This is a genomic window from Rhizobium sp. Root1204, assembly GCF_001424965.1.
Classification (GTDB): Bacteria; Pseudomonadota; Alphaproteobacteria; order Rhizobiales; family Rhizobiaceae; genus Pararhizobium.
Window position 1 is genome coordinate 160,205 of sequence record NZ_LMCZ01000023.1, and the last position, 16,738, is coordinate 176,942.

General features: G+C 59.1%; 14 protein-coding genes. 8 read left to right on the forward strand and 6 right to left on the reverse strand.

The window, feature by feature from the left end:
* Positions 1-203: 203 nt before the first annotated feature.
* Positions 204-1,940: a response regulator gene (locus tag ASC96_RS19390; protein ID WP_060504766.1), complete on the forward strand. Its 1,737-nt coding sequence runs from the start codon at positions 204-206 to the stop codon at positions 1,938-1,940.
* 199 nt (positions 1,941-2,139) lie between these two features.
* The gene (locus ASC96_RS19395; protein ID WP_060504767.1) at positions 2,140-3,501 is read left to right on the forward strand and encodes an EAL domain-containing protein; all 1,362 of its coding nucleotides are present in this window, start codon (positions 2,140-2,142) and stop codon (positions 3,499-3,501) included.
* 4 nt (positions 3,502-3,505) lie between these two features.
* On the opposite strand, the gene ASC96_RS19400 is transcribed toward ASC96_RS19395, so the two are convergent.
* A complete protein-coding gene (locus tag ASC96_RS19400; protein WP_060504768.1) occupies positions 3,506-4,429 on the reverse strand; it encodes a LysR substrate-binding domain-containing protein in 924 nt (307 codons plus the stop codon).
* Positions 4,430-4,519: 90 nt separating this feature from the next.
* On the opposite strand from ASC96_RS19400, the gene ASC96_RS19405 reads away from it, so the two are divergent.
* Complete coding sequence (locus ASC96_RS19405) at positions 4,520-6,073, forward strand: trimethylamine methyltransferase family protein (protein ID WP_060504769.1); 1,554 nt, start codon at positions 4,520-4,522, stop codon at positions 6,071-6,073.
* 31 nt (positions 6,074-6,104) lie between these two features.
* Positions 6,105-8,153, forward strand: coding sequence for an NADH:flavin oxidoreductase (locus ASC96_RS19410; protein ID WP_060504770.1), 2,049 nt, complete (start codon positions 6,105-6,107; stop codon positions 8,151-8,153).
* A gap of 56 nt (positions 8,154-8,209) precedes the next feature.
* On the opposite strand, the gene ASC96_RS19415 is transcribed toward ASC96_RS19410, so the two are convergent.
* Entirely contained in the window at positions 8,210-8,836 is a 627-nt protein-coding gene (locus ASC96_RS19415) for a PRC-barrel domain-containing protein (protein ID WP_060504771.1), read from the reverse strand.
* Positions 8,837-9,160: 324 nt separating this feature from the next.
* Here ASC96_RS19415 and ASC96_RS19420 point away from each other — a divergent pair, with 324 nt between their 5' ends.
* Complete coding sequence (locus tag ASC96_RS19420) at positions 9,161-10,378, forward strand: hypothetical protein (RefSeq protein WP_156393798.1); 1,218 nt, start codon at positions 9,161-9,163, stop codon at positions 10,376-10,378.
* A 77-nt stretch (positions 10,379-10,455) separates the two neighbouring features.
* Here ASC96_RS19420 and ASC96_RS19425 read toward each other — a convergent pair whose 3' ends face one another.
* The 4 genes from ASC96_RS19425 to ASC96_RS19440 are packed head-to-tail and all read right to left on the reverse strand — an operon-like array spanning position 10,456 to position 13,669.
* Positions 10,456-11,340, reverse strand: a complete 885-nt coding sequence (locus ASC96_RS19425) for an SMP-30/gluconolactonase/LRE family protein (RefSeq protein WP_060504773.1) — start codon at positions 11,338-11,340, stop codon at positions 10,456-10,458.
* Positions 11,337-11,969 (reverse strand): 2-dehydro-3-deoxy-6-phosphogalactonate aldolase, encoded by a 633-nt coding sequence (locus tag ASC96_RS19430; protein ID WP_060504774.1) that lies wholly within the window; start codon positions 11,967-11,969, stop codon positions 11,337-11,339. The genes ASC96_RS19425 and ASC96_RS19430 overlap by 4 nt, the downstream gene beginning before the upstream one ends.
* Before the next feature lie 12 nt (positions 11,970-11,981).
* Positions 11,982-12,899 (reverse strand): 2-dehydro-3-deoxygalactonokinase, encoded by a 918-nt coding sequence (locus ASC96_RS19435; RefSeq protein ID WP_060504775.1) that lies wholly within the window; start codon positions 12,897-12,899, stop codon positions 11,982-11,984.
* On the reverse strand, positions 12,899-13,669 hold the full coding sequence (locus tag ASC96_RS19440; RefSeq protein WP_060504776.1) for an SDR family oxidoreductase: 771 nt from the start codon (positions 13,667-13,669) through the stop codon (positions 12,899-12,901). The genes ASC96_RS19435 and ASC96_RS19440 overlap by 1 nt, the downstream gene beginning before the upstream one ends.
* A gap of 161 nt (positions 13,670-13,830) precedes the next feature.
* On the opposite strand from ASC96_RS19440, the gene ASC96_RS19445 reads away from it, so the two are divergent.
* From ASC96_RS19445 to ASC96_RS19455, 3 genes are all read left to right on the forward strand, one after another.
* Positions 13,831-14,643, forward strand: coding sequence for an IclR family transcriptional regulator (locus ASC96_RS19445; RefSeq protein WP_112834570.1), 813 nt, complete (start codon positions 13,831-13,833; stop codon positions 14,641-14,643).
* Between the two features lie 285 nt (positions 14,644-14,928).
* Complete coding sequence (locus tag ASC96_RS19450) at positions 14,929-15,603, forward strand: LuxR family transcriptional regulator (protein WP_244482186.1); 675 nt, start codon at positions 14,929-14,931, stop codon at positions 15,601-15,603.
* 112 nt (positions 15,604-15,715) lie between these two features.
* Entirely contained in the window at positions 15,716-16,471 is a 756-nt protein-coding gene (locus tag ASC96_RS19455; RefSeq protein WP_060504779.1) for a LuxR family transcriptional regulator, read from the forward strand.
* Positions 16,472-16,738: the final 267 nt, after the last annotated feature.

The following is a 16,738-nucleotide window of genomic DNA, read 5'->3' on the forward strand; positions in this document are numbered from 1 at the left end:
ATGACAAATTTAGCCGGGTTTAATCTGGCCTTAATACAAAGCTGCGAGGTTCGGCGACAGCCTGAATGAGCACAGGTTTTGTCATTTGGAGCCTGTGGCGCAGCTGTCCGCCCGGGAACGGAACCCCAGATACGGCCTGATCGGCGCGTTCGTCAGCATGTCCCCGGAAAAAGAAGCCGCCAAGGTTATATGAGGGCTATGCAATGAATGATGTAGCGTCTTTCGGCGCGAACATCCAGAAAACGGTGCTTGAGGCGACGTCTGACGCGCTCGGCTTGGCCATTCTTGTCTGCGACAAGAATGATGAGATTGTTTTTGCCACACGCCCCATTCTCCAGTTCTATCCCATTCCGGCGCATTTTCTGGAGGCTGGAACACGGCTGAAGGATTTTCTCGGCGCGATCTTCGATTCCGGCGTTCGCAGCGGCACGGCGCCCGAGAGCAGCCGCCGCCATGCCAATCGTGAGGAATGGATTTCCGAACATCTGTCGCACCATTGGCGCGAGCGTTTCGATGTGGTCGAACGCATCGGCCGCCACCGCTGGATCAACGTGCGCACGCGGCGCTTGTCGAACGGTCTCGGCATCGTCGCAATCAACGATGTTTCCGAGCAGAAAAAGCGCGACGAGCAGATGCAGCTCGATATGGAACGCGTCGAACTGACCGAGGGCATTCTCGATTGCCTGCCCAACCCGCTCTGCGTGAAAGATCGCAACCTCAGCTATATCGCCGTCAACAAGGCCTTCTGTGACCTCCACGGCATGACCCCGGACGCCATCCTTGGTCGGTCCGTCTGGGATCTTCTCGAGCCGGATCTGGCCGAAAAATTCGAACGCTCCGACCGCGTAACGCTGGAGAGCGGCGTTATCCATTGCCAGCCGGAGCAGATTGTGAAGGCGGATGGCGAGGATCTCTGGGTCGTCACCCGCAAGTTCCGTGTCGGCGATCCCGGCAAACATCTGCTGGTCACCTGCATGAACGACGTGACCGATCTGGTCGTGGGATATGACGGGCTGGATGGCATCACGTCCGGCCGGTCGCCGTTGCAAGTCAAGGATTACAGCACCTTTGCCCCGGCGCAGAATTGCTACGACCCCTTCCGCTCGATTGACATGCAGCATCTGGTCGAGGCGGGTGCCATCATCGACCCCGACATGAGGGGCAGGCAGAAAATCCTCTTGATGACGGCCGCCGCTGCTCTTGAAATCAACCTGGTGCCGCAGCTGCGCCGCTGGGGTTTTGATGCCTGCGCGGTCAGAAACGCCACTGAGCTTGCAGCGTTCAAGGATGCGTGTACAGCGCGCGGGATCACGATCGATGCCCTTCTGATCGACGGCACGATGGCCCATGCACTGGCGACGCTTGCGAACTGGACGGTGTCTCCCTCCCTGTTGATCGCCAAGGATTGGAAAGCCGTCGAATTGCGCGCCAGCATTACGGCGTTATGCGAACACGGCATCGGCGCGTTGCCGTCGGTGGAAGCCGAAGGCCCTGCCGATTGGGATATTATTGTGCCGGAAGCCAACCTGACCGGCCGGCCCATGCCGGAAGTCGAAGTCGTGGTCGCCGAGGACAACGAAATCAACCAGTTCGTCTTTGCCCAGATTCTCGAAGGGATCGGCATATCCTATCGTATCGCCGCCAACGGCGAGGAGGCCGTCAAGCTGTGGCAGCAATACCGGCCGAACCTTGTGCTGATGGACGTCTCGATGCCGGTGATGAATGGATTTGACGCGACACGCGCCATCCGCGCTCTTGAGAAAAATGCAGTGTTCCAGACGCCCATCATCGCCGTCACGGCGCAGGCGCTCGACATCGATATAGAACAAAGCAAGCTGGCCGGCATGGATGACTATATCACCAAGCCGATCAGCCCAGACATGATCGAGGCCGTCTACCGCAAGTTCGTCAACGCGAAAACTGAACGCATGGCGGGGTAATCGCTCACCAAGTTTGCAATCTCTAAAATAAGGCGGGAAAGCCAAGCAAAAGCACGGGTTTGAACCATATTTATGTCAACTCCCTAGAATTAGGGAGAAGGATGCGGAAAGAGGGCAAGAGGCGCTTTCGAAATTTTAACTCTCCATGCCCATCGTCTGTTCCTGAGACTGCCTGAATCCAAATCCTGGGAATGCGTTTATGAATTCTGCTGAAACACCGTCTCAGCACATCAGCCGGAATGACCTGCATGCAATGGCCTATACCGATCCGCTGACCGGGCTGGGCAATTCCTACAGACTGCGTGACAAGGTGCGTGAAATCGCCGCCGATCGCGCCAGCGATCCCGCGCCGTTCACGATCGGCCTTGCCAATCTCGACGGATTCAAGCCTATCAACGATCTCTTCGGTCCCAATGCCGGCGATGAAATCCTGTGCCAGGTGGCAAGCCGCCTTCTGGCCTGCGTACCGGATGGTGCAACGGTCATCCGCGCTGGCGGCGACGAGTTCGCCTTCGTCTTGCCGCTGGTCTTCGAGCGCAAGGCCGCCGAAAAGATCGGCCAGATGCTGAAAGAGGTTTTGTCGGCCCCCTTTGATCTGGGCGAGCGCAATGTTCGCCTGTCCGCCTCCTTCGGATTCGCCGTTTATCCGTTCGCCGGTGAGGAATTCGAGGACCTCTTGAAAAGCGCCGATACGGCGCTCTACCGTTCCAAACGTCGCGGCCGTGGCCAGATCACCGTCTATTCCCAGGAAATCGCCCAGGAGATGAAGCGCGCGACGCAGCTGGAGCAGGCGCTGCGCAATGCAATCATCGCCGATGAGGTCGATGTCCATTTTCAGCCGATCGTCAATTTGAAGACTGAAATGGTGGTGGGTTTCGAAGCGCTCGCCCGCTGGTGTGATCCGGATCTGGGCTATGTCTCTCCCGCCGTTTTCGTGCCGCTCGCCGAAGAGCGCGGCTTCATCGATTCCCTGTCCGAGACCCTGCTGCGCAAGGCGGCTGAGACGGCACTGCTCTGGCCGAAGGAGCTGTTTTTATCCTTCAATCTGTCGTCGGCGCAGCTGATGGACCCGATGACGGCCACCAATGTCCTGTCGATCATCCAGCGTGCGGGACTTGATCCACGTCGGCTGGAACTCGAAATCACCGAGACCGCTGTGATGACCGATGCGGATGTTGCCCAGAGGATCGTCACCGAACTGCGCGCCGCCGGCGTTCGCATCTCGCTCGACGATTTCGGCACGGGGCAATCAAGTCTTGGGCGCCTGCGGGATTTCTCCTTCGACAAGGTCAAGGTCGATCGCGCCTTCGTTTCGCGCATCTCCGCCGACCGCGCGTCCGAGCATATCGTCAAGGCGATCATCGCCATGTGCGAGGGGCTCAACCTCGAGGTCGTTGCCGAGGGGATCGAGGATTTCTCCGAGGCGCTGAAGCTCAAAGGGCTTGGCTGCGGCATGGGGCAGGGCTATTTTTACGGCAAGCCAGCAGACTCTGTCACGACGCTGCGTTATCTCGCTGAGAAATATCGCGAGACCAGCCCCGCACTCTCCGTCGCGGTCTGAGCCTTCAACTCTCCCGCTCCCGGCGTCCTTCCTCCAGGAGCCAATCGCGCACCCGGCGTGCCTGTTGGTTGAGTTCGCGTGAGCGCGGCCAGACGACGTAAAAGGCCAGATCGGTCTTCAGCACATGATTGCCGACCGGAACCAGCGCGCCCGAGCGAACCTGCCGCTCGATCAGATGGTTCCATCCAAGCGCGACGCCTTCACCGGCCAGCACCGCCTGGATCACCAGGACATAATCGTTCAGCGTCAACCGCCGTGCCTTGGCGGGGTAGGAAACGCCGGCACTGGCAAACCATTCCTGCCAGCTGTAGGCTTGCCTGACTGGTTCTTCCAGATGGATCAACGGGTGCTTCAACAAATCGGCCGGCCGTTGCGGCATGCCGTTGGCCTCGACGAAGGCGGGTGATGCGACGGCGCAGATCACCTCGGGCGCCAGAAGTGCGGTATGGTAGCGCGGCCAGTTGACCGGATCGCCGCCGCCGCGGATGGCAAGCGGGATCGGCTCTTCCTCAAGATCGAGATCGCGCACGCTGGTCTGGATGCGCAGGTCGATCTCGGGCAGGTCTTCACGCAGTTTCGTCAGCCGTGGCAGCATCCACATCGAGGCAAAGGCTGTGGATGCGGCGAGCGTCACATTGGTCTCGCGCCGCTTGGCCCGGATTTCTTCGGCCGATTTCTGGATGCGCGACAGTCCGAGCGACACGTCGGCATGGAACTTTTCGCCCGCTTCCGTCAATTGCACCGCGCGATGAACCCGGTGAAACAACGGCACGCCCAGTTGTTCCTCCAGGCCACGAATGGCATAGGAAACGGCGGCCTGCGTCATTGCCAGCTCATTGGCGGCACGCGTGAAGTTCTGATGTCGCCCGGCCGCCTCAAAGACGATCAGACTGGAGGCAGAAGGCAGCAGGCGGCGCAGAGTTTCCATAAATACAGCTTATATCATGTCTCCAATTTTTCCAGCGTTACACTGATCTTTTTCGCGGCTAGCCTCGACTGAGAAAAGGGGAGGCATCCGATGGAAACGCTTGTGGCTAACGAAGCAGAACCGGCAAGACGTTCACGCTCGGCGCGACCGGCAAGGCGTGACAATTCGGCCAGGATTACGGGCGTCCCCTATATCGCCCGCAACATCCCGACCTATGATATCCTCAGCGAGGAAAACCTTCAGAAGATCGAGCGGGTCGCCGATCGCATCCTGTCTGAGGTTGGCATCGAGTTCCGCGACGATCCCGCATCGATCGACCACTGGAAGCGGGCAGGGGCGAAGGTCGATGGTCTGCTTGTCCGCTTCGAGCCCGGCATGCTGAACGAGATCGTTTCCACTGCACCCGCCCAGTTTACCCAGCACGCCCGCAATCCCGCCCATAATGTCGAGATCGGCGGCAGGAATGTTGTCTTCTCCCCGGCCTATGGCTCGCCCTTCGTCATGGACCTCGACAAGGGCCGCCGTTACGGCACGCTGGAAGATTTCCGCAATTTCATCAAGCTCGCCCAGTCGAGCCCCTGGCTGCACCATTCCGGCGGTACGATCTGCGAGCCGGTCGATGTGCCGGTCAATAAGCGCCATCTCGACATGGTCTACAGCCATATCAAATATTCCGATCGCGCCTTCATGGGGTCGATCACCGCCGAAGACCGGGCGGAGGATTCGATCGACATGGCGCGGATCGTCTTCGGCCGTGATTTCGTCGATCAGAACTGCGTCATCCTTGGCAATGTCAACGTCAACTCGCCGCTCGTCTGGGATGGCACCATGACGAAATCGCTGCGCGCCTATGCCCGTGCCAATCAGGCTGCCGTCATCGTGCCGTTCATTCTCGGTGGCGCCATGGGGCCGGTCACCAATGCCGGAGCGATTGCCCAGTCTTACGCTGAGACGCTGGCCGGCTGTGCGTTGACCCAGCTGGAGCGCAAGGGCGCGCCGGTGATCTTCGGCAATTTCCTGTCGTCCATGTCGCTGCGCTCGGGATCGCCGACCTTCGGCACACCGGAACCGGCCATAGGCTCGATGGTGATCGGCCAACTCGCCCGGCGGCTGAAATTGCCGCTGCGCTGCGCCGGCAATTTCTCCAATTCGAAGCTGCCGGATGCACAGGCAATGCAGGAAGGCGTCATGTCGATGCTGTCTGCCGTGCATTGCGGCGCCAACTTCATCCTGCATTCCGCCGGCTTCCTCGATGGGCTGCTGGCGATGTCCTACGAGAAATTCGTCATGGACACGGATTTTTGCGGCGCATTGCATTCCTACCTCGCGGGTGTCGTGGTGGACGACAATACGCTGGCCATGGACGCCTTCCTGCAGGTGGGACCGGGTAGCCATTTTCTCGGCTGCGATCACACCATGCGCAACTATCAAACCGCATTTTGGGATTCCGCTCTCTCCGACAACGAACCTTTTGAAAAATGGAGCGAGGAGGGCGGCTCGACCGACATGGCGGCGCGCGCCAACAAGCGCTGGAAAAAGACGCTGGCCGAATATGAAGCGCCGCCGCTGGATGTGGCAATCGACGAGGCGTTGGACGACTATATGACACGACGCAAGAGCAGCATGGCCGATGCCTGGTATTGATACCGGGCATCTCGCCTCCCGGGAAAACAGAATGACCTCGACGAAAGATCCGTTGCTCCAGCCCTATCAGCTCAGGCATCTGACATTGAAAAACCGGATCATGTCGACCTCGCATGAGCCGGCCTATTCCGAAGACGGCATGCCGAAAGACCGCTACCGGCTCTATCATCTCGAAAAGGCCAAGGGCGGCATCGCGCTGACCATGACGGCGGGTTCGGCGATCGTCTCGGAGGATTCGCCGCCGGCCTTTGGCAATCTCTATGCCTATTCCGATGAGATCGTGCCATGGCTGAAGAAGATTGCTGACGACTGTCATGAGCACGGCGCCGCCGTGATGATCCAGCTTACCCATCTGGGCCGCCGCACCGGCTGGAACAAGGGCGACTGGCTGCCGGTGCTGTCGCCGTCACCCGTGCGCGAAGCCGCCCATCGGGCGTTTCCAAAGGAGATCGAGGATTGGGATATCGAGCGCATCGTTGGCGATTATGCCAGCGCCGCTCAGCGCATGCAGGCGGCAGGGCTGGACGGCATAGAGTTCGAAGCCTACGGCCATCTGATGGATGGTTTCTGGTCTCCCGCGACCAACCATCGCGACGACGAATTCGGCGGTTCGCTCGATAACCGCATGCGCTTTTCCGACATGGTTCTCGATGCGGTGCGCAAGGCTGTCGGCCCGGATTTCATCGTCGGTATCCGCATGGTGGCGGATGAGCAATGGGATATCGGCCTCTCGCGCGAGGAAGGCGTCGCGATCGCCAAACGGCTGGCCGGGTCCGGCAAGGTCGATTTCCTGAACATCATCCGCGGTCATATCGATCACGATGCGCATCTGACCAATGTTATCCCGATCCAGGGCATGGTCGCATCGCCGCATCTGGATTTCGCAGGCGAGGTTCGCACCGCCACCAAATTCCCGGTCTTCCACGCCGCCCGCATTGCCGATGTCGCGACCGCCCGCCATGCGATCGCCGAAGGCAAGCTCGATATGGTGGGCATGACGCGCGCCCATATCGCCGATCCGCATATCGTCAAGAAAATCATCGAAGGCCGCGAAAACCAGATCCGCCCATGCGTCGGCGCCACGTATTGTCTTGATCGCATTTACGAGGGCGGCGGTGCGCTCTGTATTCACAATGCGGCGACAGGCCGTGAGGCAACCATCCCGCATGTGATTTCGAAGACAATCGGACCTCTGCGGAAAGCCGTCGTGGTCGGAGCGGGGCCGGCGGGACTTGAGGCCGCACGGGTTCTGGCGGAGCGTGGTCATTCCGTCGAAGTGCTCGAGGCGACCGGGGAGGCCGGGGGCCAGATCCTGCTCGCAGCCCGCAATCCGCGCCGCAAGGAAATGATCGGCATCGTTGACTGGCGCCTGTCCGAGCTGGAGCGTCTCGGCGTTCCTATTCATTTCAATGTCTTTGCCGAAGCTGAGGATATCGTGGAGCGAAAGCCGGATCTGGTGGTCATCGCCACCGGCGGCATCGCACAAAATCCGGTTCTCGAAGCGGGCGAAGACCTGGTGGTCTCCAGCTGGGATATCATCGCCGGTGTTATCAAGCCGGAAGGTCCCGTCCTGCTCTACGATGACAATGGCGCCCATACCGGCATGACAGCGGCGGAATTGATTGCGGCAAGTGGTGCCGAACTGGAGATCGTCTCCCCGGAACGCATGTTCGCCCCGGAAATCGGCGGCATGAACCATGTTCCCTATGCCAAGGCATTTGCCGAAAAGAATGTCCGGGTGACGATCAATACAAGGCTGAAATCGGTGCGCCGCGAGGGCAACCAATTGGTTGCTGTGCTTGGCTCTGACTATTCGGAAAGGGCCGCGGTCGAACGGCGGGTGGCGCAGGTCGTGGTCGAACACGGAACCCTGCCGATGGCCGACCTCTATCTCGCGCTGAAGCCGCTGTCGCGCAATCTCGGTGCGGTGGACTACAAGGCGCTGATCCGCCAGGAAAATCCGATCAAGACTCGTAATCCGGACGGGGAGTTCGATCTTTTCCGCATCGGCGACGCCGTTGCCAGCCGCAATATTCACGCGGGCATCTATGACGCGCTTCGCTACGGGGTACTGTTCTAAACAGAAACGGCGGCGCTTTCGCACCGCCGTTTCGCCTCACCCAGCCCTCTACGGGATTACGGGTTGGTCGCAGGCTGTTCAGCCGGCTTCATTGCAGGATCCGCTGCCGGAGCCGTTGACGACGTGGTTGTCGTATCAACCGGCGTATTGGCATTCTGTTCAGCTACCTGCTGCGACTTGGTCTTGAATTCCGGCGCTGCCTTCAGCGTATCGGCGGTTTCCGCCGTGGTCAGCTTCAGGTCGTCGGAGTTCGGTACATCGGCAACCGTAATCGTATCCAGCGGAACGGCGACGTTCTTTTCACCGATCCCCAGGAAGCCACCAACGCCGATGACAGCCGCTTCGACCGAGCCGTCCTTGGTGAAGATCACGTCATTGATCTCACCGATGCTTTCATCCGAAGCATTGTAGACGGACTGGCCGATATAGGTGCTGGCCGCAATCTGGTCTGCTCCCTGTTCGGTCAGGTAACCGGAACCTGCGGCTGGCGTGGTTGCGGCCGCCTGGTCCATCGGCTTCTTCATCGCGTCAGCCGGCTGCTCGGTGCCGCTCATTGGCGTTTCCATGGTCTGCGGCTGAGCCGACGGCTGTGTTGTTTCCTGAGCAAAACTCATGGGTGCGAATACGGTGACGCCAGCAAAAAGTGCACCTGCGGCGACGGAAGCTACGAGTTTCTTGGTCATTGTAAACCTACCTTTTCGTTCTCTTTGTCGATCAAAGCGCGGGGTTCAAATCCTTGCCGCCGCACCGGTGATGCAAACACAACGGCTCAGGTGGAGGGTGGTTCCGTAAAAAAATATGCAATTGGAGGAGGAACTTTTCGTTTTATAAGCAGGCTACGGAAGCTGGCTTCAGCCAGAACGGAAAGGAATTCGGCCAATACGCTTGAACCAGGTAATGCTGGCTACTTCTATTTTGGCGGGAATTTTTCGGCGTTTTTATCTCATCGCACTTCTTTTGGCAGGAAAAAGTAACCAAGTCCTGCAACTGTGCGCTGCAGATTGGGCGTGTCATTCCAGCGGCAAGACTGGAATTCACGCTCCGCTCAAACACTAAAATTAAAAATTTTTACCGGCTTGGGGCTGTGCTGCAAAGACGGCCGTTTTTTGATCCCCGCTATGGAGTTGTATCAATTGAAGTGGATGTTGTTGGAGCGCGTGTTGCAGTTGCATGTGTTGCGCATGGGCATTGTCTCGCTCGCCGTGATGGCTGCCATGTTCGTTTATGAACACGCCTTTCTCGGTGTCAGCTACAACACCGAAAGGGCGCCGCGCCTGCACCCCTATGATCTTTTCCGGTCGTTCGTCGCCTTTCTCCTGTCGACGGCTTTGGTCCGCGCGCTTTGGAAAGATGGCGTGCCGCATGGGGGACCGGCTGTGCCGCGGCTGCCACTGGAATCGATTTTGATCAGCGCTGGGGTGACGGTTTTTGCCCTCTGGTGCGCCTGGTTGTTCTCGCGTAACCCTCAGCGTTTCAATGCTTTATCGCTGGAAGATGGTCCTTTCGAATGGCTGTCGGCGCTCTTCCTCTTCATTGCGTCAGCCTTTTTCGTGCTTGTTGCGATCGGACAATTGGCTGGAACACGACCCGGCGGCGGGCGTCCGGTCTGGCTCGCCGGTTTTGCTGGTATGTTCGCTCTGGTTTTCTTCGTCATCGGTATGGAAGAGATTTCGTGGATGCAGCGCGTCTTCAATGTGGCGACACCGCAGGCATTCGCGGCCCTGAACGACCAGAAGGAATTCAACTTCCACAACATAGCAACCGGAGCATCCGAGCTCATCTATTATAGTGGCGCTTTTTTCCTTTTGGTGTTTGTTCCTTTCGTTGGCCTGTTTTTGCGGCGGTGGTTGAAGGGCAGCACTGGTGCTGCGGTGATGCCCAGCGTCTTCGTGCTCGCGGCCAGTGCCCCCATGGTCGCGTTCAACAGCGGACGATGGGGTGTGCTGCCAACACAGATATCGGTGATGATGACCGTGATCATCCTTCTCGTTCTGGTCAATCTGGCGCTGCGGCATGGTCTGTGGAAAGAGTTTCTACTGTATGCCATTCTGGCAATCTCGATCGTTGCGGTGCAGCAACTGTTCCTGGCCGAATCCGACCGCCTGCTGCGGCTCTGGGATCCGACTGAGTACAAGGAACTCTTCATCGCCGCAGGCCTGGCGATTTATGCCGGCGAGACCTGGTGGCGGCTGCGGCCGTCTCGACCGGCCGCTTCACACGCCTGACATGCTGATAACAAAGAAAAAGCCGGGCAAATGTCCGGCTTTTTCGTTCACTCTTCAAGCAAAACAGGAGTTCCGCTTCAGAGCTTGTAGCCCGGCTCGAAACGGCCATTGACCGCCACGCCGAGTTCGAACGTCTTGCCGGCATTCGGATCGGCCTTGCGGGCGGCGTCATCCATGTCCTGCCAGGCGGATGTCACCAGCAGGCGGTCTGCCTTGGCACCGATGAAGGCGGGGCAGCTCGACTGGGTGGCGGGCAGTGCATGGCGGGCAACCCGCGTGCCGTCAGGCGTATAGACATCGACGGCGCCCTGACCCCAGCGTGCATTCCAGATCCGGCCATCGGCGTCACAGACGGAACCATCGACATCGCCAGGGTTGTCGCTCTGGTCGCTGAACACGGTTGCTTCGCCGACCGGCAGACCTGTCGCCGGATCGAGATCGACCCGCATGATGTGGTTGATAGCGCTATCGACGAAATAGCCGATACTGCCGTCGGGCGAAAAGCAGATGCCGTTGGGAATGCTGATACCGCCGTAAAGCCGTGTCACCGCGCCCTTGGCGACGTGATAGATGGCACCGGCTTCCTTTTCGGCCTTGCGGCCCATGGTGCTGACCCAAATGCTGCCGGATGGATGTACGCGGCCGTCATTCGAGCGGTTGCCCGGGTTGCTTTCCAGAGCTGCGTAGGCGCTCAGCTCTCCGGTTTTGGTGTCGCGGATGAACAGGCCTTTGTCCGATGCGATCAACTGGCGTTGCGGATCGATGACCGCCAGCACGCTGCCCATGAAGGGCAGGACATGCAGGGTTTTGCGGCCGCTTTCCAGATGCAGTTCATGCAGTTCGCGGCCCTTGATGTTGAACCACCAGGCGGTGCCGGTGGCGGGGTCGAAGGTCGGGCCTTCGCCGAGTTCGAGTGTCAACTCGCTGAGGATCCGGCCGGAAAAGGGAATAGTTTCGCTCATGCTCCGTACACCGCATCATAGGCCTTGATCGTCACCCGCGCCCGCTCCGCAACCTCGGCAGCGGTCATACCGGCCTTGTAGAGGCTGGAACCGAGGCCGAAGCTCTTGATGCCGATCGCGGCATAGTCGCCGAAATTGGTATCGGAAACGCCACCGACGGCGGCGATTTCGAGGTCTGTTGGCAGGATGGTGCGGATCGCCGCGATGCCGGCCGGGCCAAGCACGCTGGCCGGAAAAAACTTGAGGCCGGTTGCGCCGGCATGGGCGGCAGCGAGCGCTTCGGTCGGAGTGAGGACGCCCGGCATGGTGACCATGCCGCGTGCCGCAGCAAGGGCGATCACGTCGGTCTCGACATTCGGACTGACCATAAGCTTGCCGCCGACGCCATCGAGCTTTTCAACCTGCTCGGTGGTCAAGACTGTACCTGCGCCGATCAGGCAACCGGCCGGCGCCATCTTTACGGCAATCTCGATCGACCGGAACGGATCGGGTGAATTGAGCGGAATCTCGATGGCGGTAAATCCGGCTTCGATCAGCGCGCCGACGACGCCCTGCGTTTCCTCGGGCTTCAGGCCGCGCAGGATGGCGATCAGCGGATATTTCATTGGTGGAAAGGGTATGCGGTTCATGCGGGTCGTCCTTCAGGCTGGCCAGATGGCGTTGGCCGCGGCGGCAAGGCCGTGGCGAACGGCTTCATCGGCATCGATGATAACGGGATTGAGAGTGAGAGCGGTCAGCGCCGATTGATACAGCCCTGCAAGGCCGCCCGACGCCACCAGGCAGACGCTGCTGCCGGGTTTGGCGGTGGCAAGCGCACCGGCGATTTCCAGGCCGATCAGCGTGCCGGACAAGCGAGCCTTGGCATCACCAGCAGGCAGGCCATGCAGCAGCTGGCCGCTGCGCACGGTAAAGACCAGATTGGTGGCAAGGGCCGGGTTTTTCACCGTCTTGGCAACCGCGCCAAGAAAGGCCGGGTCATCATTGGCAAAGGAACCGGCATCGGCGATGGCGTGGCTGAGGATCGAATGCTTGGCGATGACGTCGAACAATTCGCCGGTCATGAAGGTCGAGAAACCATCGACAATGCCGCCGGTCACGCGCACCCATTTGCTGTGTGTACCAGGCATGCAGACGAGATGGCTGCCGCCCCCGAGCTGCGAGATCGCGCCGAGCAGCTGGGTTTCCTCACCGCGAATCACGTCCGGCGCCTCCTCGCTTCTTTGGGCAAGGCCAGGCAGGATGCGAATATCGCGGTTGGCATCGGGCACGGTAACGGCCGCCTTGACGATGGCGCTGAGTGGGGCAGGTGTATCCAGATAACCTGCCTCGACCCAGCCCTGACGGGCACCGGCCATGCCGCAGACGATCACCGGCAGATGCGGCGGTGCTGCAACGGCGGCAAGGTGGGATTCAAGTATGCCGGAAAAACCTGTCTTTACGGCGGTCGTCATGCCTTCGCTGCTACGGCGCTCCGCCAGAACCGCGCCGCTCTCGCTGATGACCCAGAGGCGGAAACTCGAGGTTCCCCAATCCACTGCCGCATAGGATGCTGCCGTCATTAAAATACTCCTCCGTCGATGATCATGGCCTGTGCCGTCATCCGCGCCGAACAGTCGGAAGCGAGATACAGGCAGGGGCCAACCATGTCGTCCGCGACGAGCATGTTTTTCAGGCATTGTTTTTCGATCATGCCGGCAATCGCGGCATCGCTGATCCAGAGCTTCTTCTGCCGCTCGGTCACCACCATGCCCGGCAAAACCGCGTTGACGCGGATATTGTCGGGACCAAGCTTGCCGGCAAGCGACTTGGTCAGGCCGACAATCCCGGCCTTGGCGGTCGCGTAGGCCGGGATTTCGCCCATGTTGAGCATGAAGGCGATCGACGAGAAATTGACGATCGAGCCGCCGCCCGCCCGGCGCATATGCGGGGCAGCGGCCTGGCAGGTGAAAAACACATGCCGCAGATTGACCGCCTGGCTTTCGTCCCAGCTCGCTTCGGTGACGTCCTCAAGCTGCTGGCGGTCGTCGCGCGCGGCATTGTTGATGAGGATACTGAGTGACCCCATTGCGCTGGCAGCCTGATCGACGGCGGACTTTATCGCCGCAATGTCGCGCAGATCGGCCTGGATGAAAACCGGGACATGATCGACAGTGGGAGCGAGCCGTTCCACCAGCGCCCGGCTATCGGTTTCGGCAATGTCGAGAAAGGCAACACGCGCACCCTGCCGGGCAAAGCCTTCGACCAAAGCGGCGCCGATGCCCGAACCGCCACCGGTGATCAGGACGCCACGCCCTTTAAGGTCGTGAAATTGCGCGGCTGGCAAGGCCATGATGGTGTGCTCTCCCGAATGCAAGCCATCTGAAGGCTGCTTGATTTTATATCCGTCTTGTTCCACAATATGGAACTGACTCTTATTATTTGGAATTATCGCGCTGGAGGCGTTGGCTTGTCAAGGTCGAAGCCGGGGCGTGCGGCAAATGGACAGCAATGATGAAACAGGATCTGCCGGATATTTCTTCGTCCGCTTTTGCACACAATAGCGGCACCGGTACGCTGGGCAAGGTTCTTTCCGTGCTGGAGACGGTCGTGACATCCGACCGGCCGCTCCGGTTCAGCGATATTCTGGCACTATCGGGTCAGCCGCGCGGCACTCTGCACAGGCAACTTTCCCATCTCGTCGAGGAAGGACTTCTGACGCAAGGGCGCGACCTTTGCTACGAACCCGGCCTGCGGCTGCTGAAATTTGCCTACCGGTCCTGGTCTAAAAACCAGTTCCGCACAGTCGCGGCGCCGCATCTGCGCCGGTTGCATGAAGAAACCGGCGAGACGGTTCATTTGGGCGTGTTGCGCGGCACCGAGATCATCTATGTCGACAAGGTGGAAAGCCGCCAGACGGTGCGGATGGAATCGCAGATCGGCAATGCTTCTCCGGTTTACTGCACCGGCCTTGGGAAAGCGGCGCTGTCCGTGCTGCCGCCGGAACGGCTCGCCGATACACTGAGCCAACTGACATTCCATCGTTTTACCGCCAATACACATCTTTCCGTAGCGTCTTTGACACGTGATCTGGACGAGGCCCGCTTGCAGGGCTATGCCTTTGATCGCGAGGAACATGAAACGGAAATCCGCTGTGTTGCCGCTCCGATCCATGATGCCGGGTTCGATCTTGTCGCCGGTATCTCGGTTACGGGGCCGGCATATCGGGTGACGATGGAGCAGCTGGAAAACTGGGCGCGCCCGGTTCGACAGGTGGCGATGGCCATCAGCGAAGACGTCGAAATCCGTCTCGGTCCTGGCCGTTAGACTTTCGTGATACCTTTACGGTTAATTAGGTGAATCGACTGGACGTGGGAAAATCGGAGCTGTAGTTTTAATATATCAGATTCTGTGCCTGCCGACGCTCGAACTCCCGCCTCGAAAGACGGGTCGCTGGGATTTGACCGGTGAGAATGCCTGGGGTGGTGTCGCAACGGGTTTTCGTGACGCCTGATCCATTGGGCGCGAGCCTGGAAGAGGTAGAAAATGGTGGATTTCAGCGGACATCTATCACCCGGAACGGTTGCCGTTGGCCAGCGGGGAACTGAGGAGATGACGCGTGAAGCGGATATCCGCCAGGCGCTGGAGAAAGTCTCGCGTCTGTATGGTTTTCAAGGTTTTCTAGTGATGGTCGTGCCGGGGAAAACATGCGCCAGTCTGTCCGATACAGTCGTCATGACCAACTGGCCCACTGATTTCCTGATCAACTACGATGCGGCCAACATGATGGCAGGCAGCCCGGTCATCGCACGTCTGCGCAAAAGCACCATTCCCTTTACCTACGATACCACTCTTGATTCCCATCGGCGCTCCGACGGCAAGGGAAACGAGGTCCTTAGCTTGTTCGAACGGGTCAACCTGCGGCGCGGTGTCTACATTCCGGTTCATGATGTGCATGGCACCTGCGGTGCGATCGCTTTCGGCGGCAATCGCGACGTGGTCAGTTCCGCCGAGTTGAAGGAACTGACCTACGAGGCCGGTTACCTGTTCGGCCGGCTGAGTGAAATCAAGGAGATCCGCTCGCCCATGCCCGCAGTGCTGTCGCGCCGTGAAGTCGAATGCCTGCATTGGGCAGCGGCCGGCAAGACGACCACGGAAATGGCGAAAATCCTGGATCTGTCGGAATATACAGTCAATCACTACCTCAGCCGCGCCACCCGCAAACTGGATTCTGTCAATCGCGTGCAAACCGTGGCAAAAGCGATACGGGCCGGGTTGATCAATTGAGAAATGTTTATGAATGCAAGCAGGAAACCGGCATGATGAATAGAGTGAAATATCGGGCAAGCCTCGGGGCGCTTGGCCGGCAACGCACTCGGATGTGCGGTGGAGTTTGTGAATGCGCGATACGTTGATGGCTGAACCGGTTGAAAAAGAGCAGTCGCGCGGCGGCGATTTCGCCTCGGATATCGCAGCACTGGAAACCCAGTTCGACGCGATCCGCTATATGAAGAAGATCACGCAGGCCTTCGGCTTCAAGGCGTTCCTTGTCTGCATGGTTCCGTCTTTCGATGCGGAAAAGCTGTCCAGCACCTCGATCCTGTCCAATATGCCGGCCGATCTGGTCAATGCATATGACAGTATCTCGCTCCTGAAGCATTCGACCGGCATTCGCCGTCTGAGGGAGACTACGACACCCTTCCAGTTGACAGTGGATGAGTGGGAGAAAGAGAGCGGCCGCCTGCCTCAGACAAATGGCTATATCACCCTGTTGCGCGAGCACGGGATTTTGCAGGCCAACTATTTCCCGGTCCACGACGCCGACGGCAGCCGGGCGACCGTCATCTGGATGGGACGGCGGGCTGACTTGCCGATGTCTGTGATGATGGAACTGCAGATGATCGCCATCCACGTCTACAATCGCCTGACCGAAATCGGTTCGTTCTGGAAGGGGGCTCCCGTCACCCTGTCGGAGCGTGAAATCCAATGTCTCAACTGGACCGCCGCCGGCAAGACGAGTTCTGAGATTGCGGGGATCCTCGGTCTGTCCGAGCACACGGTCAATCATTACCTCAACCATGTCAGCAAAAAGCTGGATGCGGTCAACCGTACTCAGGCTGTCGTTAAGGCCATGAAGAAGGGTTACATCAGCTGAGTGCAATCCTTCGCCTGCCGCGAAGAATTAAGCAGCGGTTGCAATTATCACTGGCATTTTAGATGAACATTAAGATTTGCGGCGCACTTTTACTGCCGGTGAAATGATTTCACTGGGAGGGTGCGTGAACATTCCTGTCTCCGATCTTTATCGGGGAGGGATCGTGAAACGCTTTTACGTTGCCGGCATTGTTCGTCTGGAAGGACGAACTTTACTGTCGCATGAACGATATCCTCCGCACCTTTTTTCCAGAATGATATTCATGTG

What these genes read in the sequence shown, in the direction of transcription:
- ASC96_RS19390 (WP_060504766.1), top strand. Translation starts at nt 204, where the DNA reads ATGAATGATGTAGCGTCTTTCGGCGCGAACATCCAGAAAACGGTGCTT.
- ASC96_RS19395 (WP_060504767.1), top strand. Translation starts at nt 2,140, where the DNA reads ATGAATTCTGCTGAAACACCGTCTCAGCACATCAGCCGGAATGACCTG.
- ASC96_RS19400 (WP_060504768.1), bottom strand. Translation starts at nt 4,429, where the DNA reads ATGGAAACTCTGCGCCGCCTGCTGCCTTCTGCCTCCAGTCTGATCGTC.
- ASC96_RS19405 (WP_060504769.1), top strand. Translation starts at nt 4,520, where the DNA reads ATGGAAACGCTTGTGGCTAACGAAGCAGAACCGGCAAGACGTTCACGC.
- ASC96_RS19410 (WP_060504770.1), top strand. Translation starts at nt 6,105, where the DNA reads ATGACCTCGACGAAAGATCCGTTGCTCCAGCCCTATCAGCTCAGGCAT.
- ASC96_RS19415 (WP_060504771.1), bottom strand. Translation starts at nt 8,836, where the DNA reads ATGACCAAGAAACTCGTAGCTTCCGTCGCCGCAGGTGCACTTTTTGCT.
- ASC96_RS19425 (WP_060504773.1), bottom strand. Translation starts at nt 11,340, where the DNA reads ATGAGCGAAACTATTCCCTTTTCCGGCCGGATCCTCAGCGAGTTGACA.
- ASC96_RS19430 (WP_060504774.1), bottom strand. Translation starts at nt 11,969, where the DNA reads ATGAACCGCATACCCTTTCCACCAATGAAATATCCGCTGATCGCCATC.
- ASC96_RS19435 (WP_060504775.1), bottom strand. Translation starts at nt 12,899, where the DNA reads ATGACGGCAGCATCCTATGCGGCAGTGGATTGGGGAACCTCGAGTTTC.
- ASC96_RS19440 (WP_060504776.1), bottom strand. Translation starts at nt 13,669, where the DNA reads ATGGCCTTGCCAGCCGCGCAATTTCACGACCTTAAAGGGCGTGGCGTC.
- ASC96_RS19445 (WP_112834570.1), top strand. Translation starts at nt 13,831, where the DNA reads ATGAAACAGGATCTGCCGGATATTTCTTCGTCCGCTTTTGCACACAAT.
- ASC96_RS19450 (WP_244482186.1), top strand. Translation starts at nt 14,929, where the DNA reads ATGACGCGTGAAGCGGATATCCGCCAGGCGCTGGAGAAAGTCTCGCGT.
- ASC96_RS19455 (WP_060504779.1), top strand. Translation starts at nt 15,716, where the DNA reads ATGCGCGATACGTTGATGGCTGAACCGGTTGAAAAAGAGCAGTCGCGC.